25 protein-coding genes are annotated in these 23563 nt (G+C 61.3%); 18 read left to right on the top strand and 7 right to left on the bottom strand.

Annotated features, from left to right (window positions below; translation table 11 throughout):
* The first annotated feature begins 9 nt into the window (after positions 1 to 9).
* Positions 10 to 423 (top strand): YkgJ family cysteine cluster protein, encoded by a 414-nt coding sequence (locus tag JHD64_RS16905; RefSeq protein ID WP_059284388.1) that lies wholly within the window; start codon positions 10 to 12, stop codon positions 421 to 423.
* A gap of 52 nt (positions 424 to 475) precedes the next feature.
* A complete protein-coding gene (locus JHD64_RS16900; RefSeq protein ID WP_059284389.1) occupies positions 476 to 940 on the top strand; it encodes a DMT family transporter in 465 nt (154 codons plus the stop codon).
* 165 nt (positions 941 to 1105) lie between these two features.
* On the opposite strand, the gene JHD64_RS16895 is transcribed toward JHD64_RS16900, so the two are convergent.
* The 3 genes from JHD64_RS16895 to JHD64_RS16885 form a co-directional block, all read right to left on the bottom strand.
* A complete protein-coding gene (locus JHD64_RS16895; RefSeq protein WP_199054355.1) occupies positions 1106 to 1564 on the bottom strand; it encodes a glycine zipper family protein in 459 nt (152 codons plus the stop codon).
* 16 nt (positions 1565 to 1580) lie between these two features.
* Positions 1581 to 2006 carry a hypothetical protein gene (locus JHD64_RS16890; protein WP_199054354.1) on the bottom strand — a complete coding sequence of 142 codons (426 nt, stop codon included), beginning with the start codon at positions 2004 to 2006 and terminating at the stop codon, positions 1581 to 1583.
* Between the two features lie 76 nt (positions 2007 to 2082).
* A complete protein-coding gene (locus tag JHD64_RS16885; protein WP_059284392.1) occupies positions 2083 to 2577 on the bottom strand; it encodes a Spy/CpxP family protein refolding chaperone in 495 nt (164 codons plus the stop codon).
* Positions 2578 to 2790: 213 nt separating this feature from the next.
* Between JHD64_RS16885 and JHD64_RS16880 the strand changes: the two genes are divergently transcribed.
* From JHD64_RS16880 to JHD64_RS16860, 5 genes are all read left to right on the top strand, one after another.
* Complete coding sequence (locus JHD64_RS16880) at positions 2791 to 3069, top strand: VF530 family DNA-binding protein (protein ID WP_059284393.1); 279 nt, start codon at positions 2791 to 2793, stop codon at positions 3067 to 3069.
* A 102-nt stretch (positions 3070 to 3171) separates the two neighbouring features.
* Entirely contained in the window at positions 3172 to 3783 is a 612-nt protein-coding gene (gene gstA, locus JHD64_RS16875; protein WP_059284394.1) for a glutathione transferase GstA, read from the top strand.
* Between the two features lie 100 nt (positions 3784 to 3883).
* Complete coding sequence (locus tag JHD64_RS16870; RefSeq protein ID WP_199054352.1) at positions 3884 to 4237, top strand: nucleotide pyrophosphohydrolase; 354 nt, start codon at positions 3884 to 3886, stop codon at positions 4235 to 4237.
* 93 nt (positions 4238 to 4330) lie between these two features.
* Entirely contained in the window at positions 4331 to 5065 is a 735-nt protein-coding gene (locus JHD64_RS16865) for an NAD-dependent protein deacylase (RefSeq protein WP_199054348.1), read from the top strand.
* Positions 5066 to 5157: 92 nt separating this feature from the next.
* Positions 5158 to 5961, top strand: coding sequence for a mechanosensitive ion channel family protein (locus JHD64_RS16860; protein WP_082693237.1), 804 nt, complete (start codon positions 5158 to 5160; stop codon positions 5959 to 5961).
* 51 nt (positions 5962 to 6012) lie between these two features.
* Here JHD64_RS16860 and JHD64_RS16855 read toward each other — a convergent pair whose 3' ends face one another.
* Complete coding sequence (locus tag JHD64_RS16855; protein WP_110313396.1) at positions 6013 to 7227, bottom strand: HD-GYP domain-containing protein; 1215 nt, start codon at positions 7225 to 7227, stop codon at positions 6013 to 6015.
* A 180-nt stretch (positions 7228 to 7407) separates the two neighbouring features.
* Between JHD64_RS16855 and JHD64_RS16850 the strand changes: the two genes are divergently transcribed.
* The 5 genes from JHD64_RS16850 to pyrI all read left to right on the top strand — a co-directional run bounded on the left by JHD64_RS16850 (position 7408) and on the right by pyrI (position 12328).
* Positions 7408 to 7662 (top strand): YkgJ family cysteine cluster protein, encoded by a 255-nt coding sequence (locus JHD64_RS16850; RefSeq protein WP_059284398.1) that lies wholly within the window; start codon positions 7408 to 7410, stop codon positions 7660 to 7662.
* Between the two features lie 188 nt (positions 7663 to 7850).
* Complete coding sequence (locus tag JHD64_RS16845) at positions 7851 to 9926, top strand: methyl-accepting chemotaxis protein (protein ID WP_059284399.1); 2076 nt, start codon at positions 7851 to 7853, stop codon at positions 9924 to 9926.
* Positions 9927 to 10030: 104 nt separating this feature from the next.
* Entirely contained in the window at positions 10031 to 10636 is a 606-nt protein-coding gene (locus JHD64_RS16840; protein ID WP_199054346.1) for a LysE family translocator, read from the top strand.
* 294 nt (positions 10637 to 10930) lie between these two features.
* Positions 10931 to 11851, top strand: a complete 921-nt coding sequence (gene pyrB, locus JHD64_RS16835; protein ID WP_059284400.1) for an aspartate carbamoyltransferase — start codon at positions 10931 to 10933, stop codon at positions 11849 to 11851.
* Between the two features lie 18 nt (positions 11852 to 11869).
* Entirely contained in the window at positions 11870 to 12328 is a 459-nt protein-coding gene (gene pyrI, locus JHD64_RS16830) for an aspartate carbamoyltransferase regulatory subunit (RefSeq protein ID WP_103523728.1), read from the top strand.
* A 308-nt stretch (positions 12329 to 12636) separates the two neighbouring features.
* On the opposite strand, the gene JHD64_RS16825 is transcribed toward pyrI, so the two are convergent.
* The gene (locus tag JHD64_RS16825; protein ID WP_059284401.1) at positions 12637 to 13149 is read right to left on the bottom strand and encodes a GNAT family N-acetyltransferase; all 513 of its coding nucleotides are present in this window, start codon (positions 13147 to 13149) and stop codon (positions 12637 to 12639) included.
* Between the two features lie 69 nt (positions 13150 to 13218).
* Positions 13219 to 14109: an NYN domain-containing protein gene (locus tag JHD64_RS16820; protein WP_199054343.1), complete on the bottom strand. Its 891-nt coding sequence runs from the start codon at positions 14107 to 14109 to the stop codon at positions 13219 to 13221.
* Between the two features lie 149 nt (positions 14110 to 14258).
* Here JHD64_RS16820 and JHD64_RS16815 point away from each other — a divergent pair, with 149 nt between their 5' ends.
* Positions 14259 to 14498, top strand: coding sequence for a hypothetical protein (locus JHD64_RS16815; protein ID WP_103523731.1), 240 nt, complete (start codon positions 14259 to 14261; stop codon positions 14496 to 14498).
* Positions 14499 to 14625: 127 nt separating this feature from the next.
* Here JHD64_RS16815 and JHD64_RS16810 read toward each other — a convergent pair whose 3' ends face one another.
* A complete protein-coding gene (locus JHD64_RS16810) occupies positions 14626 to 18102 on the bottom strand; it encodes an indolepyruvate ferredoxin oxidoreductase family protein (protein WP_199054341.1) in 3477 nt (1158 codons plus the stop codon).
* Between the two features lie 386 nt (positions 18103 to 18488).
* Between JHD64_RS16810 and rarD the strand changes: the two genes are divergently transcribed.
* From rarD to JHD64_RS16785, 5 genes are all read left to right on the top strand, one after another.
* The gene (gene rarD / locus JHD64_RS16805) at positions 18489 to 19406 is read left to right on the top strand and encodes an EamA family transporter RarD (protein ID WP_199054339.1); all 918 of its coding nucleotides are present in this window, start codon (positions 18489 to 18491) and stop codon (positions 19404 to 19406) included.
* 169 nt (positions 19407 to 19575) lie between these two features.
* Positions 19576 to 21444, top strand: coding sequence for a M3 family metallopeptidase (locus tag JHD64_RS16800; RefSeq protein WP_199054337.1), 1869 nt, complete (start codon positions 19576 to 19578; stop codon positions 21442 to 21444).
* Positions 21445 to 21485: 41 nt separating this feature from the next.
* Positions 21486 to 21959 (top strand): GNAT family N-acetyltransferase, encoded by a 474-nt coding sequence (locus tag JHD64_RS16795; protein WP_199054336.1) that lies wholly within the window; start codon positions 21486 to 21488, stop codon positions 21957 to 21959.
* 6 nt (positions 21960 to 21965) lie between these two features.
* Positions 21966 to 22895: a class I SAM-dependent methyltransferase gene (locus JHD64_RS16790; protein WP_199054334.1), complete on the top strand. Its 930-nt coding sequence runs from the start codon at positions 21966 to 21968 to the stop codon at positions 22893 to 22895.
* Positions 22892 to 23545, top strand: coding sequence for an alanyl-tRNA editing protein (locus JHD64_RS16785; RefSeq protein WP_059286253.1), 654 nt, complete (start codon positions 22892 to 22894; stop codon positions 23543 to 23545). The genes JHD64_RS16790 and JHD64_RS16785 overlap by 4 nt, the downstream gene beginning before the upstream one ends.
* Positions 23546 to 23563: the final 18 nt, after the last annotated feature.

The raw sequence follows: 23563 nt of genomic DNA, 5'->3' as shown, positions 1-23563 counted from the left end.
GTCGCAGCCATGGCGGATATCGAACGACTGGAAACCTGGGTCAAGTACAAGAACGGCCTGTGCAGCGACTGCATGGGCAGCTGCTGCTCGATGCCGGTGGAAGTGCGCCTGCCCGATCTGGTGCGCATGGGTGTGGTGGACGAATTCGAGCTGGAAGAACCGATCAAGAACATTGCCAAGCGGCTGGAAAAGCAGCGGGTGATCCAGCACTTCAACTTCAAGCATGGCATCTTCACCCTGATGCGCCGCGCCAATGGCGACTGCCACTATCTGGACCAGCAGAGCAGGCTGTGTACCATTTACGAGCGGCGGCCCAATACCTGCCGCAACCATCCCAAGGTTGGTCCCAAGCCCGGCTTTTGCGCCTATACCCGCAATCCCAAGGCGGCGCGCCCGGTACAGCCGGTGAAGCTATCTGGCTGATGTAGTGGCAGTTTCACGTGAAACTGCCGTCACTTCCAAGCAAAGGACAAGCATGAACCCAGTATTAGCCCTGATGGCCTTTGCCATCGGTGTGGTGGTGCCGCTGCAGGCGGCGGTCAATAATCAGCTCAAGCTGCTGCTGAATGGCAGTACCGTGCTGGCGGCGATGATTTCCTTTGCCGTGGGAACCCTGAGCCTGATCCTGCTGGCCGTGTTCACCGGCCAGAAATTCAGCGGATTGAGCCAGCTGGCACGCGGCGAGTGGTGGATGTTTCTGGGTGGGCTGCTGGGTGCCTTCTTTGTATTCGGCACCACCTTGCTGGCTCCGCGGCTGGGGGTGGCCACCATGCTGTCGCTGATCATCGCCGGCCAGGTGTGCACCTCCCTGCTGTTTGACCGCTTTGGCTGGCTGTCCATGCCGCTGCGCGATATCAACCTGCCACGGCTGGCGGGCGCTGCGCTGGTGGTGGCGGGGGTATTGCTGGTGAATTTTGGCGACAAGTGGTTTGGCCGCTAAGAGCGGCTGACAGAATAGCGTAGCCTCCCTGAGGCAAGGCGCGCCGACGCAGACAGTACAAGGGTATGGCAAGGAGGCGCAGCGCAGCAGCAGGGTTTTTGTCAGCGGCGCTAAGCAAACAGGGGCTGGTCGGAGAGACCAGCCCCTTTGTCTTTTGCTGCCTGATCAGGGCAGGCGCGGTGGCGGGTAGTAGGGCGCGTTGTAGCGTTGCTGACCGGGCAACTGATTACCCTTGGCATACATGCACTGCTCGTAGGCAATATTGTAGCGGTACTGGGCATCGCGCCCGCTGTAGCCGGCCTGGCCACTCCCGGTGGCGGTACCGGCAATCAGGCCCATGCCAGCGCCCACGCCCGCTCCCTGATGGCCACCCATCAAGGCCCCAGCCGCGGCCCCGACCACCGTACCCAGTGCCATATTGCCCGCCATGGCATTGGTGGAGGCATCGGCACTGCTGCCGCCGCTATTGGCTTCGGCATACTGGCGGCATTGCTGTTCCTCCTGGGCAAATACCTCGAACGGTTTGCCCGCTGCCGGCATGACCGCCACCGTCGGACCGAGTGGTACGGTGCTGCAAGCGCTCAGGCCGATGGCTGCCAGTGGCAACCACAACAGTTTGTTCATGATGGCGCGTCCTGTGTTATCTGGGTGGCTGTGCCGGCACGGTTTTCCAGCCACCAGGGCATTCGCTGACATAGGGGTAGTACTGCTTGACCGCCTTGCAGTAGTACCAGACCTGAGCCGCTTCCGGACTGGCCACGGTGGCGGGCGGCGGTGGCACGGCCGGCGCTGCAGGCACTGCCGGTGCGCTCACGACAACGGGCGGCACGTAGGGATCGGGATAGGGATAGACCGGGGCGCTATACCAGTACCAGACACCACCGGTGACCCACCACCAGCCTAGCCGGCCATGGTAATAGCCGTGGTTCCAGTAACCATCATGCCAATGTGCAAAATGCGGTGGCCCGTAGTAGTAAACGCCACGGTGTGCCTGGGCGGCCGGGGCGCTGGCCAGCATGGTGCCGGCTAGCAAGGCAAGGCCGGCAAAGCGTGTCAGAGAGTTCATGGTGCTTTCCTGCACTCACCCCGCCAGCAGCGGCTTGGCCGGTGGTGCTGCGGGGTGATGGCTGCGGATGTCAGGCTCAGTTTTTCGGCAGCGGGGCGGAAGCCTGGCGATGGTGTTGCATATGCTGCATGCCGCTGTGCATGCGCTGGCCTTCCTGATCAAACAGCTTTTGCTGTTCCGGGCTCAGTTGCTGGTACAGCGCCTTGGTGGCCGCCACATGCTTCTGCATCATCTCCAGATGCTGTTGCATCATCTGCAGGCGACCATCCAGCTGTTCCGGCAGCTTGGCGTCCGCTTTGGCGGCTGGCTTGTCTTGTCCCGGCAGCGGCTTGATGGCGGCAATATAGCTTTTCCAGGCCGACTCTTGCGCCGGCTGGATCTTCAGCTGGTCATGCAGCATCTGCAGGTGCTTTTCCATCATGGCTTGGCGTTTGGCGGGGTCCATCTGCCACATGTGTTGCTTCATGTCATCGCCACCCATGGCACAATCACCCTTGCCCATGGCGTGAACGGTGGTGGCAGCCGCGCTGCCCAGCAGACCGACAATCAACAGCGATTTGATCAGTTTCATGGTGCTTTTCCTTGTACCGGTGAAAATGGATGGGAGCAGTATCTGCCGCAGATGTCAGCCAAGTATTGCGCGGAGGCCGTCAAATGTTAGCAATGATGAATCGCTCGACTGCTGATGGCCCGGAATACGGCTGGCCGTTTGTCCGTGGCGCGGCTACACTGCGTCGTTTTTCCATGTGGCGCTGTCCGGGCGCTCAGCAACAGGATGATTCACATGAGCGACACTCCGCCCAATGACCCGCTGCACGGCATGACGCTGGAAAAGATCCTGCTGGCGCTGGTCGAGCGTTTTGGCTGGCCCGAGCTGGGCCGGCGCATTGCCATCCGCTGTTTCAACCAGGACCCCAGCATCAAATCCAGCCTGGTGTTTTTGCGCCGTACACCCTGGGCCCGTGCCCAGGTGGAGGCCCTGTACATTGAAATGAAAACCCGCCCATCCAGCACGGCCGGCAAGGATGGCCGCCCCCGGCTGTTTGCACCCAAACAGGGTTGAGGCTTGAAATTGCCAGGGTGTCGCCCCAGTTGAACAGGATGAGTCCGGTGCCGTGCCGGTGCCGCTGTGCTGCAGTCGCTGTTTTTCCGAACAGGAGATGTGATGAAACTCTACTACTCGCCGGGAGCCTGCTCCCTGTCGCCGCATATCGTGCTGCATGCCGCTGGGCTGCCGTTCAGCGTGGAAAAGGTCAATCTGCGCGCACAACCGCATGTAACAGCCAGCGGCGTGGAATTCAGCAGCATCAACCCCAAAGGCTATGTGCCGGCCCTGCAGCTGGAAGATGGCACGGTGCTGAGCGAAGGCGTGGCCATCGTGCAGTATCTGGCCGACCTGGTGCCGGAGCGCAAGCTGGCACCGGCCAATGGCACGCTGGCGCGCTACCGGCTACAAGAGTGGCTGAACTACATTGCCACCGAGATTCACAAGAGTTTCTCGCCGCTGTTTTATCCCGGCAGTGACGAGGTGAAGAATGCCGCCTGGGACAAGCTCACTGTGCGCTTTGCCATCGTGGAGGCGCAGCTGGCCAGCGCCCCCTATCTGCTGGGCGAGGATTTCAGCGTGGCGGATGCCTATTTGTTTACCTGCCTGAACTGGGTACACATGGTGCACCGTTCGCTGGCCGACTTCCCGGCCATCAGCGCCTTCATGCAGCGGGTGCAGGCCTTGCCGGCGGTGCAGGCGGCGCTGCAGGACGAAGGCTTGTTGCGCTAGGGCGTGAGCCGCTGGCCATCACCCGACGCCCGCTTGCGGGCGTTTTGTTTTGCATGAGCCCTGTGGTTTCACGTGAAACCGCAAACCGGAGATAAGCGCGATGAGCGAGCAGCGTTTGATTGACACCACGGCACTGGAAACGGCACTGCAGCAGTTTGCCGATGCTCGCGACTGGCAGCGTTTTCATACCCCGCGCAACCTGATGCTGGCCCTGACCGGCGAGGTGGGCGAGCTGGCGGAAATCTTCCAGTGGCTGACCGACGAGGAAGTGGTCCGGCTGGCAGACGACCCGGCGCGCTTCACCCATTTGCAGGAAGAGGTGGCCGATGTGCTGCTGTATCTGGTGCGGCTGGCCAGTGTGCTGCAGCTGGATCTCAATGCCGCGGTCTGCGACAAATTGCAGAAAAATGCCGTCAAATATCCAGCACCCGTCGTGCTGCCACCAGCCGCTTGATGTCGGGCAAGCTTGCTGCACTGGTTTTTTGCCTGCCGTGTCAGTGCTCGACTAAGCTTGGCAACAATAAATAGCAGGTGCAGGAGACAGCAGATGCAGCAGGAAATCATGCAACTGGCCGCCGCCATCAGGCAGGCTGGGCATGTCGTGGTACTGAGTGGTGCCGGCATGAGTACCGAATCCGGCATACCGGATTTTCGTTCGGCCAAGGGGCTGTGGCAGCAGGGCATGCGGCTGGAAGAACTGGTATCCATCGATTACTTCCGTGCCGATCCGGAAGCCTTCTGGCATAGCTTCAAGCAGCTGTTCCATACCAAGTTGCTGGGCAATTACCAGCCCAATGCCGGCCATCGCTTTTTGGCCTGGCTGGAAGCCACGGGCAAGCAGGTGTCGATACTGACGCAGAATATCGACGGCCTGCATGGCGTGGCCGGCAGCCAGCATGTACTGGAACTGCATGGCACGCTACGCAGTGCCAGCTGCCCTGGCTGTAGCCGGCAGCAGGGGCTGGACTATATCAACCATCATGTCCTGCCACTGTGTCCCCACTGCATGGATGTGCTGAAGCCGGACGTGGTGTTGTATGGCGAGCCGGTGCCGCTGATCGAGCGTGCTTTCGAGCTGGCCGTGTCGGCCGATCTGCTGCTGGTACTGGGGTCCTCGCTGGAAGTGTCGCCAGTCAACCTGATTCCACTGGAGGCAGCACGGGCTGGCGTGCCAACCGCGCTGGTCAATTACACGCCCACCCGCATGGATGCGGTATTCGCCATCCGTCTCGCAGCCGGCATCGGCGACAGCTGCCAGCAACTGTCAACCTTGCTGGGCTGAGCGGGCTGCCGGCCTGACCGTGCTGGCTGGATTTTTCATCAAGGACATTCTATTTTTCAATGGTTTCTACCAACTGAATAAATAGGATGACCATGACAGACATCAATTGGACGCATTGGGTGGACCTGGCAATCCAGGCCGGCATCAATATCGTTTCCGCCATTGTGCTGTGGGTGGTGGGGCGCTGGTTTATCGGCCTGGCCGGGCGGCTGATGGAAGAGCAGCTGGTGGCCAGAAAACTCGATCCCACGCTGCGTCGCTATGCACACTCGTTTCTGTCGGTCAGCCTGACCGTGGTGCTGGTCATTGCCATGCTGGGTTTCTTCGGCGTGCAAACCGCCAGCTTCGCTGCCATCATCGGTGCTGCCGGCGTGGCCATCGGCCTGGCCTGGAGCGGCCTCTTGGCCAATTTTGCCGCCGGCATCTTCCTGGTGGTACTGCGCCCCTTCAAGGTGGGCGATGTGGTCAGCGTGGCCGGCATTACCGGAACGGTGAAGGAAGTGGGGCTGTTTTCCACCATCATCGATACGCCGGACAATGTGATGACACTGATCGGCAACAACAAGATTTTCTCGGAAAACATCCAGAACTACAGCGCCAACGGCTATCGCCGGGTAGACCTGAAGGCGCAGCTGGCTGCCAGTGCCGATCATGCGCTGGCCATCAGCTTGCTGCGCGAGAAAATTGCCGCCATTCCCAATGTGCTGGCCGAGCCGCCCGTCAGTGTGGATCTGCTGGAATTCACCGCGCTGGGACCGGTGCTGGCCGTGCGCCCCTATTGCCGGCCCGAGCATTACTGGCAGGTGTATTTCGATAGCAACCGGGTGATTCGCGAAGCTCTGTCCGCCGCTGGTTTCCCCGGCCCGGAACATGCCATGGTGTTGCGCCAGAGCTGAGCTGGCTTCCGAATACACAAGAAAAAGCCCGCCATTGGCGGGCTTTGTCGTTTACAGAAAGCGCAGCGGATCCAGCCGCCACTTGGCAGGGGATTCGTGGCTGATGATCTTGTCGCCACCACCGGCTCCCATGCCGCGCGACAGGTCGACGATTTCCGGCGGGATATAGGTATTGCTCTTGCTGCTGAAAAACACCTTTACCTTGGGCGAAACCAGGTTATTGTCGTTTTGCTCGATCACCACCCCCAGCCGGCCGCTTTCCAGCCGCACCAGGGTGCCGATGGGATAGATGCCGATACAGCGCATGAAGGCCTGCACCAGCACCGGATTGAAGTGGAATTTCGACCATTCGAAAATCTTGCGCAGGGCATCGGTGGGGGCCATGCCCTTGTGGTAGCAGCGGTCGGAGGTCAGTGCATCGTAGACATCGACAATGGCCGCCATCTGCCCCAGCTGGGAGATTTGCTCACCCTTCAGCCCTTCGGGATAGCCACTGCCATCGTGGCGCTCGTGGTGCTGGGCGGCCACTTTGACCGCCGTATCGGAAATGCCCTTGGTGGCCAGCAGGATCTGCTTGCTTTCCACCACATGGCATTTCATCACGGCGAATTCCTGTTCGGTGAGCTTGCCCGGTTTGTTGAGGATGCTGTCCGGCACCTTCATCTTGCCGATATCGTGCAGCATGCCGCCAATGCCGGCATGGTGGATCACCTCGCGGCTCATGTTCATGGCATTGCAGAAGCTGACCATCAGTGCGCCGACGCTGACCGAGTGCTGGAAGGTATAGTCGTCCTTGTCCTTGATACGGCACAGCGACAGCAGGGCACCGCCGTTGCGCAGGATGGAGCTGGTCATCTTTTCGATGGAAGGCTCCACCATTTCCAGTTCCACCTGCTTGCCCAGCCGCACATCCTGCAGAATGCTGCGCACGATGAGGTTGGCCTCATTGTGAATCAGCTGGGCACGGCCGAATTCCGCCGCCGCCTCCACCCGGCGCTCCACCGGGACTTCGTGGCTGGCCAGCTCGATGATTTCCTGTTCCAGCTTGTGCTTGACTTCGCCCACCGTGGGCGCGTGGGCGACATCCAGCCCCTTGCGGGTATCGATATACACCTGGTGGATGCCGGAATCGGCGATCTTGTGAATGGCGCTTTCATCACTGACCAGAAAACGCTTCAGCAAAAACGGATGTGACATCCAGTCGCAGTTCAGGTCGTGAATGTACATGCCAACCTTGAGATCGGACACCTCGATGCACTTGATCATTGCTTGTGCTCTAACTTGATGGCTGCAAAAGGTGCGGCACTGGTCTCTGGGATAAAAAGCAATACGGTTACCAATATTGTAAATTATCTGCGGCAAAAGAGGAGCCGACTCCATCGGAAGGCTGTGGACTTTGTGATATGGTGGCCGGCCCTTGTTGCCGATCCTGCCAGAAAGCCCGTCATGGATTGCCGTCTGCATTGCGCGGCCTGTTGCATCGCGCCCTCCATTTCCTCACCCATTCCGGGCATGCCGCAGGGCAAGCCGGCCGGGGTGCGCTGCGTCCAGCTCAGTGCCGACAATCTGTGCCTGCTGTTTGGCCGGCCGGAGCGGCCGGCAGTGTGTTCCGGCCTGCAGCCTTCTGCCGAAATGTGCGGCGAAAGCAACAGTCACGCCCTGGCCTGGCTGACCCTGCTGGAAGAAAAAACCGCCCCCTGAAGCCAGGCCAGCTCTGGCGGCATAAGGAAGACCCTAGCGGATTTCATGGCCGGCGTATTTGCGCTGGCGCATGCATTGCGCTGGCACTGCTGGCCCTTGCCCGGACTCTCCCCCAATATGTTAAAGAGTTTGTACTGAAACGCCGTATATTAGGCTTACAGTTAAAAAAACAGTTAACGGGGGAAGGCATGGCGACAGCAAAATGGGGTCATCTCAGTACACGCATCATCGTGGTAGCGGCGGCAGCGATTGCCATCGGCTTTGCCGTGATGATCAGCCTGATCGCCTGGCAGAGCTACACGGCTGCCGTCGATGTGGGTTACAAGCTGGCCTCCGAACAGGCCAGCAGTTATGCCAAGGACGCTGAAAGCGATTTCGACAAGGGCTTCACCCTGCCACGCCATCTGGCCGACTCCATTCTCGGCATCAAGCGTGTGGCGCCGCTGGATCGCAAGCTGGCAGACAACATGATCCAGCAAATGCTGGATGATGCTCCGCAATCGGTGGGGCTGTGGATGCTGTGGGAGCCCAATGCCTTTGATGGCAATGACAATGCCTTCCGCCTGGACTGGCCGCGGCATGACCCGACCGGTCGTTACCAGCCCTACATCACCAAGAATGCCCAGGGCAAGGCGCAGATGGACGTGATGATGTCGGCCGACCGGGTAAAGGAATTCCCCAAGTTCAAGGACCACCCGGAAAGCTATCAGCCCGATTATGAAAAATCCGGCTGGGGCGATTTCTACTACGTGCCCAAGCAGCGTGGCCGCGACACCATTACCGAGCCTTACCCGTATGAAGTGCAGGGCAAGATGATTCTGGAAAGCTCGCTGGCCGTGGTGATGAAGGATGCGGCAGGCAAGATGCTGGGCGTATCGGCCACCGATGTGGCGCTGGACCAGCTGCAAAAACGCTTTGGTGCCATCCATCTGTATGAAAGCGGTTTTATCCGCATGGTGTCCGAAGGTGGCCTGTATGTGGTGACGGCCAAACCGGAACTGCTGGGCAAGCCGGTGCCCAAGGACGACGCGCTGGCCGGACATCTGGAGCAGATCAAGAAAGGCGAAGACTTCGTCTATGAGGACGGTGGTTTCACCCATTTCTTCCACCCGGTGAAAGTGGGCAATACCGGCCAGTTCTGGACACTGGGCGTATCCATCCCGACGGCAGCGATTACCGCCGATGCCAGAAAACAGTGCCTCACCGCCATCCTGATTGGCGTGGTGGCACTGGTGGTGATCCTGCTGGTATTGACGGCGGTGGTACGCGCACTGACCCGGCCGCTCAACCAGCTGGCCGACACCATGGACCAGCTGGCCTCCGGTCGTGGCGATCTCACCATTCGCATGCAGATTGCCAATCGCGATGAAATCGGCCGTACCGCCGATGCCTTCAACCGCTTTATCGGCAGCCTGCGCGACATGTTTGTCGAGGTGCGCCAGCAAAGCCACGAGGTGAGCGCCGCGGCCGCCAGCCTCGCCGATTCTGCCAGCCAGGTGCAGCAGGCATCGGCCAGCCAGTCTGATGCCGCCAGTGCCACCGCTGCCGGGGTGGAGCAGGTGACGGTGAGCGTGCATCACATTGCCGATACCGCGCAGGCGGCGGAAATCACTGCGCGCGAAACCGGCGAGTTGACCGAGCAGAGCGTGGCCACGGTCAACCGCATCACCGCGGAAATCCAGCGCATGACCAGCAGCATGCAGGCGCTGGCCGAACGCATGAACGGCCTGGGCGAGCGCTCGGAAGAAGTCAGCACCATCGTGCGGGTGATCAAGGACATTGCCGACCAGACCAATCTGCTGGCGCTGAACGCGGCCATCGAGGCGGCCCGTGCCGGTGAAATGGGCCGCGGCTTTGCCGTGGTGGCCGACGAAGTGCGCAATCTGGCCGGACGTACCGCCGAGGCCACCGTACAGATTACCCGCATCGTCAATGCCATCGGCAGCGAAACCCGCGAGGCGGTGGACGATGTGAGAAACAGCCGCGAGCAGGTGACGCTGAGTGTGGCGGTGGCCGATGAAGCCAACGAGGCAATGAGTACCGTGCTGGGCCGCAGCCAGGGCCTGGTGGCCAGCATTGTCGACATTGCTGCCTCCACCCGCGAACAGTCCACGGCCAGCCAGGAGATCGCCCAGAATGTGGAGCGCATCAGCTCCATGGCGCAGAGCAATAGCCATGTGGTGCGGCAGGTGTCGGATTCGGTGGCACAGCTGCGCGAATTGTCGGCCAATCTGGAAAGCCTGGTCAGCAATTTCAAGCTGTAAACCCGGCTGATCGGCGCAGTTTCACGCCACCCTGCGGGGTGGCGTTTTGCTGGCAGGCTGCCACAGAATGGCGGCACAAACCCTGTGTATTGTGAGGCGTTACCATGTTGTGGTCTGTCTTTTTACCCGCTGCACTGCTATTGGTGATCACCCCCGGAGCCGGCACGCTGTGTGTATGGCGTGCTTTTTTTCGCGGTGGCTGGGGTGCTGCCGGCCAGGCCCTGGCCGGTTTGCTGCTGGGTGATATGCTGCTGATCCTGTTATCGGCACTGGGAGCAGCGGCCTTGCTGGCGGCCAATCCGCTACTGTTTGCCGTGTTGCGCTGGGGTGGTGCCGGCTACCTGATCTACTTGGGCTGCCAGTGCTGGCGTCAGGCGGTAATCCCGCCTGCGCCAGATGAGATGGCCAGCCGGCGACAACTGTATTCGGCCTGCTTGTTGACGGTGGGCAATCCCAAGGCCATTGTGTTTTTCATGGCGTTTTTCCCGCAGTTCCTGCCGGCCGGGCAGGCGGTCTTGCCGGGCTTTCTGCAGCTGGGCGTGGTGTTCTGTCTGCTGAACCTGAGTTATCTGATCGTCTTGCTGTGGCTGGGAAGCCGGCTTTATGCCACTGGCTCCGTATCGTGGCTGGCAGTATGGGCCCAGCGGGCCAGCGGCCTGATGCTGCTGGGGCTGGGATTGCGTTTGCTATGGCAGCGCCAGCCGGCCTGAGGGTGCCGCTGCCTTGACCGATTGGTGTCATGGAATGTGCAAAATGCGACACTGCTCTTATCAAGCCGCTGGTTTGGCATTAGAATCTCGGGGTTTGTTCGGAGGAGCCGTCTTGTCGCCATTTGCAGCTGTTGTCATTAGCGCCCGCACCACCTGTCACGGTGGCGCCGTGTCGTTGCTGCGAGGCCGGACTGTTCCCGGACCCCGGAAATTCCAGAAAAAAAGCTCCTGATTGCTCAGGGGCTTTTTTTTTATGGGCAAAAAATAATTCGCAGAATGCAAGGACCCCCCATCATGGCAAACCCGCTCTATCGGAAACATATCATTTCCATCCCCGATTTTTCGCGCGAGGAGCTAGAGCTCGTCGTGGAAACGGCGGGCAAGCTCAAACGCACGCCGCGCAATGACCTGTTGCAGGGCAAGCTGGTGGGCAGCTGTTTCTTTGAGCCGTCCACCCGTACCCGCCTGTCGTTCGAGACCGCGGTACAGCGCCTGGGTGGCGACATCATCGGCTTTGCCGATGGTGGCAATACCAGCGCCAAGAAGGGCGAAACGCTGGCCGACTCCATCAAGATCATCAGCTCCTACGCCGATGCCGTGGTGATGCGTCACCCCAAGGAAGGTGCGGCGCGTCTGGCCAGCGAGTTTTCCAGCGTACCGGTGATCAACGGTGGCGACGGTTCCAACCAGCACCCCACGCAAACCCTGCTCGACCTGTTCACCATCCGTGAAACCCAGGGCACGCTGGAAAACCTGACCATTGCCTTTGTCGGCGACCTGAAATACGGCCGTACCGTGCATTCGCTGACCCAGGCGCTGTCACTGTTTGGCGCACGCTTCTATTTTGTCGCGCCGGAACAGCTGGCCATGCCGGACTATATCTGCGAGGAGCTGGACGAAAAGGGCATCGAATACACCATTGTCGACAGCCTGGACGATGTGATCCCGCTGGTGGACATCATGTACATGACCCGGGTGCAGCGCGAACGTTTCGACGAAACCGAGTTCAAGAAAATCCAGGGCCAGTTCGTGTTGCGTGCCGACATGCTCAAGAGCGCGCGCACCAATATGAAGGTGCTGCACCCGCTGCCACGGGTGGATGAAATCACCGTGGATGTTGATGCCACCCCGCATGCCTACTATTTCGAGCAGGCCAAGAACGGTGTGTTTGCCCGTCAGGCGCTGTTGTCGCTGGTACTGAACGAAACCGTATAAATCAGGGAAGGAAACATCATGCAATACACCCGTACCGTTGAAGCCCTGAAACAAGGCACCGTCATCGACCATATCCCGGCCGGCCAGGGGGTCAATATCCTGCGCCTGTTCAAGCTGGCGGAAACCGGCGAGCGCATTACCGTGGGGCTGAACCTGTCGTCCCGCCACATGGGCGCCAAGGACATCATCAAGGTGGAAAACGTGGCGCTGACCGAAGAACAGGCCAATGAGCTGGCGCTGTTCGCGCCCAAGGCCACGGTCAATGTCATCGATAATTTCGAAGTGGTGAAGAAGCACAAGCTGGAGCTGCCGGAAAGCATCGAAGGCATTTTCGCCTGCCCCAACTCCAATTGCATCTCGCATGCCGAGCCTGTGAAGAGCCATTTCTTCGTCAAGGCACAGGCCAAAGACATCAAAATGAAATGCAAGTATTGCGAAAAGGTGTTCAGTAAGGATATTGTTGCAGTCGTGCGCTAAGTCGTGCAGAGGAAGAGAATAGAGAACTTCAAGAACGGACGCTGTTTCAACAGCGCAGCAGCTAGAACAGAAAACGCCGCAGGCAACTGCGGCGTTTTTCTTTTTCTCGCCTTCGGTAAGGAAGGCGAGGCTCCCTTACAGGGTAAGGGCGGGGGAAAGGGAGTAGACGGGAAGGCTGTCGGATCAACACGTTGATGAAGAGGCCCGGCTTTGCCGGGTCCTGTGGAGTTTTAGCAAATCACATTGCCAACAGCCTGACGCCGCAGGCAACTGCGGCGTTTTTCTTTTTCATCAATGCCCTGTGCGGCTTACAGCGGGCCCTCGCTCTGGCCGCTGATGAATTTCTGCATGTAGACCAGGTCCAGCCAGCGGCCAAACTTGAAGCCCACTTGCGGCAGCACGCCCACCTTGATGAAGCCCAGTTTTTCGTGGAAGCGGATCGAGCCTTCGTTGGCGGCGTCCACCGCGCCCAGCATGGTGTGCTTGCCCAGTGCCTCGGCACGCGGGAACAGCGCACTGACCAAGGCGCTGCCTATGCCCTTGCCACGTGCGGCCGGGGCCAGGTGCACGCTGTGTTCCACGGTAAAGCGGAAACCGGGGCGCGGGCGGAAATCGCCGAAGCTGGAAAAGCCCAGAATCTCGCCCTGTTCTTCCGCCACCAGCACCGGGTAGCCGGCGGCCAGCCGGTCCTGGAACCAGATGGCAAATTCACCGGGGTTGAGCGGGTCGTCGTTGTAGATGGCGGTGGAGGTGGCAATCACCTCGTTGTAGATATCCAGGATGACGGCCAGGTCTTCCAGCTTGGCATCACGTATCTGCATGTTTTCTCCTGTCATGAGCTAGTCCGGCGCGTCGCGGTGGGACGCGCCAGGGCGGATCGAAGCGTCCGCTCAGCCGGCCTTGCCGGCGGGTTCGGTTTTCTTGCGCGGTGCGCGTTTCTTGCGTGGCGCCGCTGCGGGCGGCGGATTTTCCGGCGGGGCGGCGGGTGTGACCGGGGTGGCCACGGTCGGTTCGGCTGCCTCGCCATCCTTGATGCGGATTTCACTGTGCAACTTGGAGCCGTTGCGTTGTTCCTGCACGCTGAGAAAGTCCAGCTTCTTCACCATTTGCGACAGGCGCGAATGGCCGTAATTGCGCGGGTCGAACGAGGGATCGTTCTTGGCAATGTAGGAGCCGACCGCCGACAGTTCAGCCCAGCCGCTTTCCCGTGCCACCGCGTCGATGGCCGAGGTGAACATGGCCTGCAGCGGGTGGATTTCCTTGGTCAGCACCGGTTTGCTCTTGCTCTGGCGGGTGGTGCGGGTGCGCGGCTTGTCGTTGCTGGCGGCGGCTTCCGGTGCTTTTTCCGGGCGCAGGATTTCGGTAAACACGAATTTGTCGCAGGCGGCGATAAAGGGGCGCGGCGTCTTGGATTTTTCACCGATGCCGATCACGGTCAGGCCACCTTCGCGCAGGCGGGTGGCCAGCCGGGTGAAATCGCTGTCGGAGGACACCAGGCAGAAGCCATCGAAATTGCCGGTGTACAGCAGGTCCATGGCGTCGATGATCAGCGCCGAGTCGGTGGAGTTCTTGCCGCTGGTGTAGGCAAACTGCTGGATGGGGTGGATGGCGTGCTTGTGCAATACCTCTTTCCAGCTCTTGAGCTGGGTGGTGGTCCAGTCGCCATAGGCGCGCTTGACGATGGACGTGCCGTATTTGGCCACCTCGGCCAGCAGTTCGGCGGTGAGGCTGGCCTGGGCGTTGTCGGCATCGATCAGGACGGCGAGTTTGCGGTTTTCCATGCAGTTGCTTCCGGTCGGGGAATGCGGCCATGCTAAGCCCGACAGCGGCCGGCGTCAAAAGACCGCGCCGGTTTTGATCGAATGCTTGGCTGGCTGGCACGCCGTTTGCTCTGTATTGCCTGGCATATCGCCCAACAGGAGGTTACGCCATGCCCTTCTTTTCAAGCCCGCGCAAGCATACCCCGGCTGTGCAGAAGACCAGTGAAATCGTGATGTTCAACTATCGGCGCCCGGTGCGTGCCCGCCAGGTGGCGCTTGGCAGCAGTGGCCGGCTGTGGCTGGTGGAAACCCTGGATGCGGTACACGGCATCTGGGTGTGGCAGGACGAGTACAACGGTGTGGACCAGGCACTGGACGAGGCGCGTCGCCTCAGCCTGATGCTGTCGTGACAGGCTGCGCCTTGAAACGGTGCGTGTTTTCCCCGAAAGCGGGATTTTTTGATCAAAAAAAGGGCGCGGATGAGCTCATCCGCGCCTGAACCACCCTCTCTTTACTGCTACAACACTCACAAAACCATCAGGCTACCTTGCGTTTGCCGGCCGCTTGGCGGAAACGCTGCAGCAAGCTCTGCTGCCTTTCACCAGCCTGCTTCCAGGCAGCTTCCTTGACATGGCCAAAGCCACGCACGCCTTCGAATAGCTTGATCAGCTCTACCGCCGTGGCCAGGTTGTCGGCATTCAGCCCGTCCAGCACGCTGTGGACCTGTTGTTCGAATTCGCCAATCAGCTGACGTTCCAGCTTGCGGTCGGCCTGCCAGCCAAACGGGTCGAGTACGCTGCCACGCAGGAAGCGCAGTTTGGCCAGCAGCTTCATGCCGTGGAGCAGCCAGGGGCCGAAAGCCACTTTTTTCGGCTGATGGCCGGTGATCCAGCCGGCGCCGATATGGAAGCGTAGCCGGTAGTCGCCGTCGAACTGGCTGGCCAGCTCGCGCAGGAAGTCGCCATCGGTATACAGGCGGGCCACTTCGTACTCGTCCTTGTAGGCCAGCACATGGAAGTAGCCACGGGCCACCGCCAGTGCCAGCGCGCTGCTGGCCGGGTTCACTGCCTGCTCGGCACGGACCACCTGTTCCACCAGCGCCTTGTAGCGTTCGGCCAGCGCCTGGTTTTGGTAGGCCACCAGCTCCTTGGCACGGTGGTGCATGACCCCGTCCACGGTTTCACGTGGAACAAACTGCACCACGGAAGAGGGATTGACCAGCGCTTCCACCCGCGCCGGGTCGTGCGCGGCATGGCGGCCCCAGATAAAGGCCTGCTGGTTGAACTTGACCGCGGCACCGTTCAGGCGGATGGCCTCCATCAGCGCCTCTTCGCTCACCGGCACCAAACCCCGCTGCCAGGCATAACCCAGCATGAACATATTGCTGGCAATGGCATCGCCCATCAGCGCGGTGGCCAGACGGGTGGCGTTGACTTCCCAGAAACGGCCGGCGCCGACCGATTCGATCACTGCGTCCTTCATGGCGCGGCTGGGGAAGCGCACGTCCGGGTTTTTCAGGAAGGCGCTGGTGGGCGATTCGTAGCTGTTGACGATGGCGTGGCTGAAGCCTTCGCGCATCTTGGCCAGTGCCTCTTCCGCGGCGGTGACCACCAGGTCGCAGCCCAGCACCAGGTTGGCATCGCCAGCGGCAATGCGTACCGCGTGCAGCTGCTGCTGGCTGTCGGCAATGCGTACATGCGACCACACCGAGCCACCCTTTTGCGCCAGGCCGGCCATGTCCAGCACGGTGACACCCTTGTGATCCAGATAGGCCGCCATGCCCAGTACCTGGCCGATGGTGACGACGCCGGTGCCGCCAACGCCGGTAATCATGATGCTGAACGGCTCATGCAGAACTGGAATCTGCGGTGCGGGCAGGGCGGGCATGGCTTCCAGCGTGGCGGCGGCCGGGCTCTGCTTTTTCAGCTTGCCACCCTCGACGGTGACAAAGCTGGGGCAGAAACCTTCCACGCAGGAGTAGTCCTTGTTGCAGCTGGACTGGTCGATCTTGCGCTTGCGCCCCAGCGCTGTTTCCACCGGCAGTACCGACAGGCAGCCGGATTTCTTGCCGCAGTCGCCACAGCCTTCGCACACTTTTTCATTGATGAAGGCGCGCTTGGCCGGGTCGGGATATTCATTACGTTTGCGGCGGCGGCGTTTTTCGGCGGCGCAGGTCTGGTCGTGAATCAGGATGGTGGTGCCGGCGGTGTCTCGCAGCTCTTTTTGCAGGCGGTCCAGTTCGCGGCGGTGAAACACGTCCACGCCGGCGGCCAGCCCCTGCACGGCCTGGTATTTTTCCGGCTCGTCACTGGTGATGACGATGCGCTTGACCCCTTCGGCCGCCAGCTGGCGGGTCATCATCGGCACATCCAGATAACCGTCCACATGCTGGCCGCCGGTCATGGCCACCGCATCGTTGTACAGAATCTTGTAAGTGATGTTGACCTTGGCGGCCACCGCGGCGCGGATGGCCAGCAGGCCGGAGTGGAAGTAGGTGCCGTCGCCCAGGTTGGTGAAGATGTGCTTGGTGTTGGTGAACGGCGCCTGACCGACCCAGGTGATGCCCTCGCCACCCATCTGGGTAAAGGTCTTGGTGCTGTCGCCTTCGATCCAGTGTGCCATGTAGTGGCAGCCGATACCGGCCACGGCGCGGCTGCCTTCCGGCACGCGGGTGCTGGTATTGTGCGGACAGCCGGAGCAGTAGTGCGGCACGCGGGCAATGGCTTCGCGCGGCTGGACCAGCTGGGCTTCTTTTTCGTCGTAGAACTTCAGCCGGTCGTGAATCACCGGGCTGTCAAAAATCAGTGCCAGGCGGCTGGCGATGGCACGGGCAATCATCGCCGGGGTCAGCTCGCCGGCCGCCGGCAGCAGCCAGTCGCCGTGCGGCAGCGCCCATTCGCCTTTTTCGGCAAACTTGCCCACCACGCGCGGGCGTACGTCGTCGCGCCAGTTATACAGCTGTTCCTTGAGCTGGTATTCGATGATCTGGCGTTTTTCTTCCACCACCAGGATTTCATCCAGCCCTTCGGCGAACTGGCGCACGCCTTCCGGTTCCAGCGGCCACACCATGCCCACCTTGAAGATGCGCAGGCCGATGTCGGCGGCCAGCGCCTCGTCGATGCCCAGGTCGTCCAGCGCCTGCATCACGTCCAGATAGCTCTTGCCACAGGTGATGATGCCCAGCCGCGGTTTGGGCGAATCCAGGGTGATGTGATTGAGCTTGTTGGCGCGGGCATAGGCCAGCGCGGCATACAGGCGGTGGTGCAGCACGCGCTTTTCCTGCACCAGCGGCGGGTCGGGCCAGCGGATGGACAGGCCGCCTTCCGGAATGGGGAAGTCCTGCGGAATGACAAAGTTGAAGCGTTGCGGCGAGATGTCCACTACCGCCGAGCTTTCGATGGTGTCGGAAATGGCCTTGATCGAGACCCAGCAGCCGGAGTAGCGGCTCATGGCCCAGCCGTGCAGGCCGAAGTCGATCACTTCCTGCACGCCGGACGGGGACAGCACCGGAATCATGCTGGCGGCGAGGATGTGGTCGGACTGGTGCGGAAAGGTGGAGGATTTGGCCGCGTGGTCGTCTCCGGCCACCAGCAGCACACCGCCCTTGGCACTGGTGCCGGCTACGTTGCCATGCTTGATCACATCGCCGGAGCGGTCCACACCGGGGCCCTTGCCATACCACATGGCGTAGACGCCATCGTATTTGGCCCCCTCGAACATATTGACCTGCTGCGTGCCCCACACGGCGGTGGCGGCCAGGTCTTCGTTCAGGCCTGGCTGGAACACCACATTGTGCGCCTTGAGATAGGGCTCGGCCTTCTGCATGGTCTGATCGACATTGCCCAGCGGCGAACCGCGATAGCCGGTGACATAACCGGCGGTATTCAGCCCGGCGGCACGGTCCAGCTCCTGTTGCAGCATGGGCAGGCGTACCAGCGCCTGGATGCCGGTCATCAGCACCTGGCCGGTGGCGGCGGTGTATTTTTCTTCCAGATCAACATGACGGATGGACATGGTTTCTCCTCCTGCCGTGCGGGGCCGGACCGGTAAGGTGGCCGGCGCGGCCTGCGGCTTGTTCTCGCTTGTGGCGGCGGCGGGTTTTCTCCTGGGGAAAACGCACGCCTTTCTTTATGTTGTAGGCCGTAATCCTGCTGGCCGGGTGGCATTCTCCATGCCTGGGCACAGCCGATGGCAGCTATGTGGCGGACTCTAACTTACGTTTACGTCAACGTCAAAGGTCTTGACGCACAGTGCCGCACAGTGCGGCGATTGTGCCAGTGCAGCATGGGTGTGCCGATATTGTTTTCTTGGCAGAACAGCATGTTATCGGGCTGATGGTTTCTTCAGGCCGGCCAAGCCGTTAAGCTGTCGCGTTAAACCCCTTCTGCATCGAGTCTGTCATGTCTTCCGCCCAGTCCCGGCAGGACGCCACCCGCGGCGTGCTGTTTACCTTTGTCGCCTTTGTCATCTGGGGCCTGTTTCCGCTGTACTGGAAGCCTTTGCACCATATCCCGGCCTTGCAGATTCTCTGTCACCGCATTGTCTGGTCAGCCCTGTTCGTGGCCGGCATCCTCACCGTGCGCCACAACTGGGCCTGGCTGGGCGAGGCGGTGCGCCAGCCGCAAAAGCTGGCCATTTTCGGCCTGTCCTCGCTGATGCTGTCGCTGAACTGGCTGATCTATATCTGGGCGGTGAATGCCGGCCATGTGGTGGAGGCCAGCCTTGGCTACTTCATCAACCCGCTGTTCAATGTACTGCTGGGACGGCTGTTTCTGGCGGAAAAGCTCACGCCCATCCAGCGCAGCGCCGTGCTGCTGGCAGCGGCCGGTGTGGCCTGGATTACCTGGACTAGCGGCACCGTGCCGCTGATTGCCCTGTCGCTGGCCGCCACCTTCGGCCTGTATGGCTTGCTGCGCAAGAAAGCGCCGCTGGCCTCGCTGGAGGGGCTGGCGCTGGAAACCTTCCTGATGGCACCGCTGGCGCTGGTGGCCTTGTTGTGGTTCCAGTGGCAGGGGCAGGGTGCTTTCCTGCACGAGGCGGTCGGCAGCGATGTGCTGCTGGTGGGGGCCGGGGTGGTTACGGCGGTGCCGCTGCTGTTGTTTGCCGCCGGCGCGCGCCGGCTGAAGCTGGCCACCGTGGGCCTGATCCAGTACATCGGCCCCACCATTCAGCTGGCGCTGGGGGTGTGGCTGTTCGGTGAGCCATTCGACAGCGCCAAATTGCTGGGCTTCTGCCTGATCTGGCTGGCCTTGCTGCTGTATTCGGCCGCCGGCCTGCTGTCCATGCGCCAGCAAAAGCGCAGCGCCGCCACTGCCTGAACGCCATGGCAGCCTGCTGTTCGCGCAAGCCCGGCCATGCCGGGCTTTTTGCTGATGGCGGTACGCAGGACATTGTCGTTGACCCCGCCACGGTTCGGGCAGAAACTGCCAGTTTGCCGGCGATGGCGCTCATGAAGTGCCAGTGACAGGCCGTAGCCAAAGGAGAAACATGCAACATCCCCGCGATTTTTTCCGCCAGCTGAATCAGCAATACCTGGCCGTGCACCGCGCCAAAGAGGCGCTGTTCTGGTCTACCTACATGGGGACGTCCGACGACCATGCCGGTTTTGGCCGTGCCGAAACCGCCTACAAGGATTTCATTTCCAGTCCCGAGCGGCTGCAGCAGACCCGCGCCATGCTGGAGGCCGCCCGCGCCTTGCCTGCCGATGCGGAGCAGGCCGGCTTGCTGCATGGCCTGCAAGGCTGGCTGGCCCTGTTTGAAAGCAACATCATCGACAATGATGTGGCGCGCCAGCATATGGCCCGGCTGATCGAAATGGAGGCCGCGCTGTTTGCCCGCCGGCAGTCGTACCGCCTGCGTCACCGCAACGAGCACGGCCAGTGGGAAGACGCCACGCTCGGCACGCTGCTGACCAATATGGCCACCAATCCGGACGAGGCCTGCCGCAAAAGTTCGCATGAAGCCTTGCTGCAGCTGGAGCAATGGGTGCTGGACAATGGCTTGCTGGATATCGTGCGCCAACGCAACGCCTTTGCCCGCGCCCTGGGTTACCGCGACTATTTCGACTACAAGGTGCAGAAAAACGAGCGGATGACGCCGGAAGCGCTGTTCGCCATTCTGGACGACTTCGAGCAGCGTACCCGTCAGGTCAACGAAAATGCACTCAAGCAGCTGGCCAGCAACAAGGGCGCCAATGCGCTGGAGGCCTGGAATCTGCGTCACCACATGAGTGGCGATGTCACCCGCCAGATGGACCCTTACCTGCCGTTTGCCAAAGCGGTGGAGCGCTGGCTGGAAAGCTTCCGCCGGCTGGGCATACAGTATCGCGGTGCGCTGCTGCAACTGGACCTGATCGAGCGCAAGGGCAAATACCAGAACGGTTTTTGCCATGGTCCGCAACCCAGCTATGTCGACGAGCAGGGCCGCTGGGTGCCGGCGCACATCAACTTTACCTCCAATGCCGCACCCGACCAGGTGGGCAGCGGCGACCGCGCCATCAATACCCTGTTCCACGAGGGGGGCCATGCGGCGCATTTTGCCAATGTGACGCAGAATGCACCGTGCTTCTCGCAAGAGTTCGCACCGACCTCCATGGCCTATGCCGAAACCCAGTCCATGTTCTGCGACAGCCTGCTGGGCGATGCCGACTGGCTGGCGCGCCATGCGCGCAACCGCCAGGGCGAGGCCATGCCCGAGGCGCTGATCCGCGCCGGCATCGAAGCCAGCCAGCCTTATCGCGCCTTCATGGAGCGCATGATCCTGCTGGTGGGCTATTTCGAGGCCGCGCTCTACCAGCTGCCGGATGATCAGCTGAGCGCCGGGCAGGTATTGCAACTGGCCCGCAGCAGCGAACAGCGCATCCTGGGCATCGCCTGCAGCCCGCGCCCGCTGCTGGCCATACCCCATCTGTTGAACCAGGAATCGGCGGCGTCCTATCATGGCTATCTGCTAGCCAATATGGCGGTGTATCAGACCCGCGCCCATTTCCTGCGCCAGTATGGCTATCTGACCGACAACCCGGCCATCGGCCCGGCGCTGGCCGAGCATTACTGGGGGCCGGGCAACAGCATCAGCCACGATGCCACCTTGCAGAGCCTGACCGGCGAGCCGTTCAATGCCCGCTATCTGGCCGACGAATGCAATCGCAGCGTGGAGCAGGCCTGGGCCGATGCGCGGCAGCAGATGGCCGCCGCCGCCAGCCGCCCTTATCCCGAGCCGGCGGTTGCCGGTCTGGATGCCCGCATCCGCCTGGTGCATGGCGATGCGTTGATTGCCGACAACAGCCAGGGCGATGCCGCCATGTGCCGGCAGTTTGAACAATGGGTGGCCACGCACTATCCGGCCAGCATCACTTGATATCCTGACACTGTTTGCTCCTGCCACCATGAGGCCCCGCCATGTCTGACACGCTTGCACTGGAATTCGACTGTGACCCTGCCCGGCTGGAGCGGGACATGATCCATCACTATCTGAGCCAGCAGTCCTACTGGGCGGCCGGCTTGCCGCGGGATGTATTTGAGCGCTCGCTGGCCGGCTCCTTGTGTTTTGGTGTTTATGTTGTTGGCAAACAGGTGGGATTTGCCCGCATGATTACCGATCAGGCCACCTTTGCCTATCTGGCCGATGTGTTCGTGCTGCCGGACTGGCGCGGGCGTGGTATCAGCAAGGCATTGCTGGCACATATCATCGCTTATCCTGCCTTGCAGAATCTGCGACGCATGCTGCTGGCCACGGCCGATGCGCACGGCTTGTATGCGCAATTCGGCTTCACCGCATTGTCACGGCCCGAATACATGATGGAGCGGCTGGAGCAGCAGGTATATCAGCGACTGGCAGCCGCGGTGGCCACACCGGGCGGTACACAAGGATAAGAGCTTATGGAGTTGGCCAAACAATGGCTGCAAGGCAAGGGTGTCGAGTTGGGGCGGGGCGCGCATAATCCGCTGGCTCCGGCCGATTGCATCAATGTCGCCCCATGCAATGGGGTGGACTATATCGATGAGCGTGATCTGCTCGACTATCAGCGCAGTGCAGCAGAGCAGGAAAAATACGGCTATGCGGTCGCTCAGGTCGATATTGTGGCCGAAGCTACCGACCTGCCATTACCCGATGGTGAACTCGATTATGTCGCCAGCTCGCATGTGCTGGAGCATGTGCCGGACATCTTCCGCGCCTGGCTGGAGTGGGGACGGGTGCTGCGCCCCGGTGGCATCAACTTCATGATCGTGCCCAAGCGCGATGCCATTGCGGAAGACAGCGTGCGGCCGATCAGCGGGCTGGAAGCGCATGTCGAGACCTTCCTGCAAGGTGTGAATCCAGACTCACTGCCTCCGTCACTACCATGGCGTGGCCACTACCATGTATTCACCCTGCAAGGCCTGTTTGCTGCGCTCAACTGGTTTAACCAGCAGGGCCTGGGCTGCTGCTGGCTGCTGGAGGCGCAGGAGGAAAGCGACAGCAAGATCGGCAACGGCCATACCCTGGTGCTGAGCAAACAGCACACCCTGCCGCCGCTGCAAGACTGTATCAGCCAGCTGGGTGCAGCCTTCCAGAACGAACGCTATGCCGAGGCAGCCTTGCTGGCGCGCCAGGCCTTGTCGCTCAATTTCCGCATTCACGAAGCCTGGTTCATCCTGGCCATGTCGCAAGTGCAATTGGGAGACCGCCGTGCGGCGGGACAGTCGCTGACCCAGGCGCTGGTGTTGCAGCCCAAGCACGCCGAGTACCGCAATGTGTACCAGCAATTGCAGGGCCAGCCGTTCAGCTATCCGTTGAGCCTGGTCGACTACCTGGCGCGCCTGCTATGACCGGCAAGCAGTTCTGGACCGACCCCTACCAGACCACGCTGAGCACCACGGTGACGCAGGTGGATGGCGCGCAGCTATGGCTGCAGGACACCATCTTCTATGCCTTCAGCGGCGGGCAGGAAAGCGACGCCGGGACGATAGGCGGCTGGCCGGTGCTGCAGGCTGACACGCAGGGGCTGGACATCGTCTATACCCTGCCGGCCGGGCATGGCTTGCAGGCAGGTGATGCGGTGCCGGTGCAGATAGACTGGTCACGGCGCTACCGGCTGATGCGGCTGCACTTTGCTGCCGAGCTGACGCTGGAAACCATCTACCGCGATTTTGCCGGGGTGGAAAAGATCGGCGCGCACATCGCCGCGGACAAGGCGCGCATCGACTTTGCCCTGCCCGAACCCATCACCCCGCACCTGCCGGCCATCACGGCCAAAGTGCAGGGCCTGATCGATGCCGACAGCGCCATCATCAGTGCCTTCTCCGACATGGAAGCCCAGCGGCGCTACTGGGAAGTGCCGGGTTATTGCCGGGTGCCCTGCGGTGGCACGCACCTGCGCCGTACCGGCGAGGTGGGGCGTATTGCGCTCAAGCGCAAGAATATCGGCAAGGGCAAGGAGCGGGTGGAAATCACCCTGCTGGAGAATGACGCATGCTAGGCAGCTGTCTGTGTGGCG

Source organism: Aquitalea sp. ASV15 (assembly GCF_016429115.1).
Classification (GTDB): domain Bacteria; phylum Pseudomonadota; class Gammaproteobacteria; order Burkholderiales; family Chromobacteriaceae; genus Aquitalea; species Aquitalea magnusonii.
This window is presented reverse-complemented; position numbering and strand designations above follow the sequence as displayed.

What these genes read in the sequence shown, in the direction of transcription:
- JHD64_RS16890 (WP_199054354.1), bottom strand. Translation starts at nt 2,006, where the DNA reads ATGAACTCTCTGACACGCTTTGCCGGCCTTGCCTTGCTAGCCGGCACC.
- JHD64_RS16850 (WP_059284398.1), top strand. Translation starts at nt 7,408, where the DNA reads ATGGATTGCCGTCTGCATTGCGCGGCCTGTTGCATCGCGCCCTCCATT.
- JHD64_RS16880 (WP_059284393.1), top strand. Translation starts at nt 2,791, where the DNA reads ATGAGCGACACTCCGCCCAATGACCCGCTGCACGGCATGACGCTGGAA.
- JHD64_RS16815 (WP_103523731.1), top strand. Translation starts at nt 14,259, where the DNA reads ATGCCCTTCTTTTCAAGCCCGCGCAAGCATACCCCGGCTGTGCAGAAG.
- JHD64_RS16895 (WP_199054355.1), bottom strand. Translation starts at nt 1,564, where the DNA reads ATGAACAAACTGTTGTGGTTGCCACTGGCAGCCATCGGCCTGAGCGCT.
- JHD64_RS16820 (WP_199054343.1), bottom strand. Translation starts at nt 14,109, where the DNA reads ATGGAAAACCGCAAACTCGCCGTCCTGATCGATGCCGACAACGCCCAG.
- JHD64_RS16860 (WP_082693237.1), top strand. Translation starts at nt 5,158, where the DNA reads ATGACAGACATCAATTGGACGCATTGGGTGGACCTGGCAATCCAGGCC.
- JHD64_RS16825 (WP_059284401.1), bottom strand. Translation starts at nt 13,149, where the DNA reads ATGCAGATACGTGATGCCAAGCTGGAAGACCTGGCCGTCATCCTGGAT.
- JHD64_RS16865 (WP_199054348.1), top strand. Translation starts at nt 4,331, where the DNA reads ATGCAGCAGGAAATCATGCAACTGGCCGCCGCCATCAGGCAGGCTGGG.
- pyrB (WP_059284400.1), top strand. Translation starts at nt 10,931, where the DNA reads ATGGCAAACCCGCTCTATCGGAAACATATCATTTCCATCCCCGATTTT.
- JHD64_RS16790 (WP_199054334.1), top strand. Translation starts at nt 21,966, where the DNA reads ATGGAGTTGGCCAAACAATGGCTGCAAGGCAAGGGTGTCGAGTTGGGG.
- pyrI (WP_103523728.1), top strand. Translation starts at nt 11,870, where the DNA reads ATGCAATACACCCGTACCGTTGAAGCCCTGAAACAAGGCACCGTCATC.
- JHD64_RS16810 (WP_199054341.1), bottom strand. Translation starts at nt 18,102, where the DNA reads ATGTCCATCCGTCATGTTGATCTGGAAGAAAAATACACCGCCGCCACC.
- JHD64_RS16840 (WP_199054346.1), top strand. Translation starts at nt 10,031, where the DNA reads ATGTTGTGGTCTGTCTTTTTACCCGCTGCACTGCTATTGGTGATCACC.
- gstA (WP_059284394.1), top strand. Translation starts at nt 3,172, where the DNA reads ATGAAACTCTACTACTCGCCGGGAGCCTGCTCCCTGTCGCCGCATATC.
- JHD64_RS16845 (WP_059284399.1), top strand. Translation starts at nt 7,851, where the DNA reads ATGGCGACAGCAAAATGGGGTCATCTCAGTACACGCATCATCGTGGTA.
- JHD64_RS16795 (WP_199054336.1), top strand. Translation starts at nt 21,486, where the DNA reads ATGTCTGACACGCTTGCACTGGAATTCGACTGTGACCCTGCCCGGCTG.
- JHD64_RS16900 (WP_059284389.1), top strand. Translation starts at nt 476, where the DNA reads ATGAACCCAGTATTAGCCCTGATGGCCTTTGCCATCGGTGTGGTGGTG.
- JHD64_RS16855 (WP_110313396.1), bottom strand. Translation starts at nt 7,227, where the DNA reads ATGATCAAGTGCATCGAGGTGTCCGATCTCAAGGTTGGCATGTACATT.
- JHD64_RS16905 (WP_059284388.1), top strand. Translation starts at nt 10, where the DNA reads ATGGCGGATATCGAACGACTGGAAACCTGGGTCAAGTACAAGAACGGC.
- JHD64_RS16785 (WP_059286253.1), top strand. Translation starts at nt 22,892, where the DNA reads ATGACCGGCAAGCAGTTCTGGACCGACCCCTACCAGACCACGCTGAGC.
- JHD64_RS16800 (WP_199054337.1), top strand. Translation starts at nt 19,576, where the DNA reads ATGCAACATCCCCGCGATTTTTTCCGCCAGCTGAATCAGCAATACCTG.
- rarD (WP_199054339.1), top strand. Translation starts at nt 18,489, where the DNA reads ATGTCTTCCGCCCAGTCCCGGCAGGACGCCACCCGCGGCGTGCTGTTT.
- JHD64_RS16870 (WP_199054352.1), top strand. Translation starts at nt 3,884, where the DNA reads ATGAGCGAGCAGCGTTTGATTGACACCACGGCACTGGAAACGGCACTG.
- JHD64_RS16885 (WP_059284392.1), bottom strand. Translation starts at nt 2,577, where the DNA reads ATGAAACTGATCAAATCGCTGTTGATTGTCGGTCTGCTGGGCAGCGCG.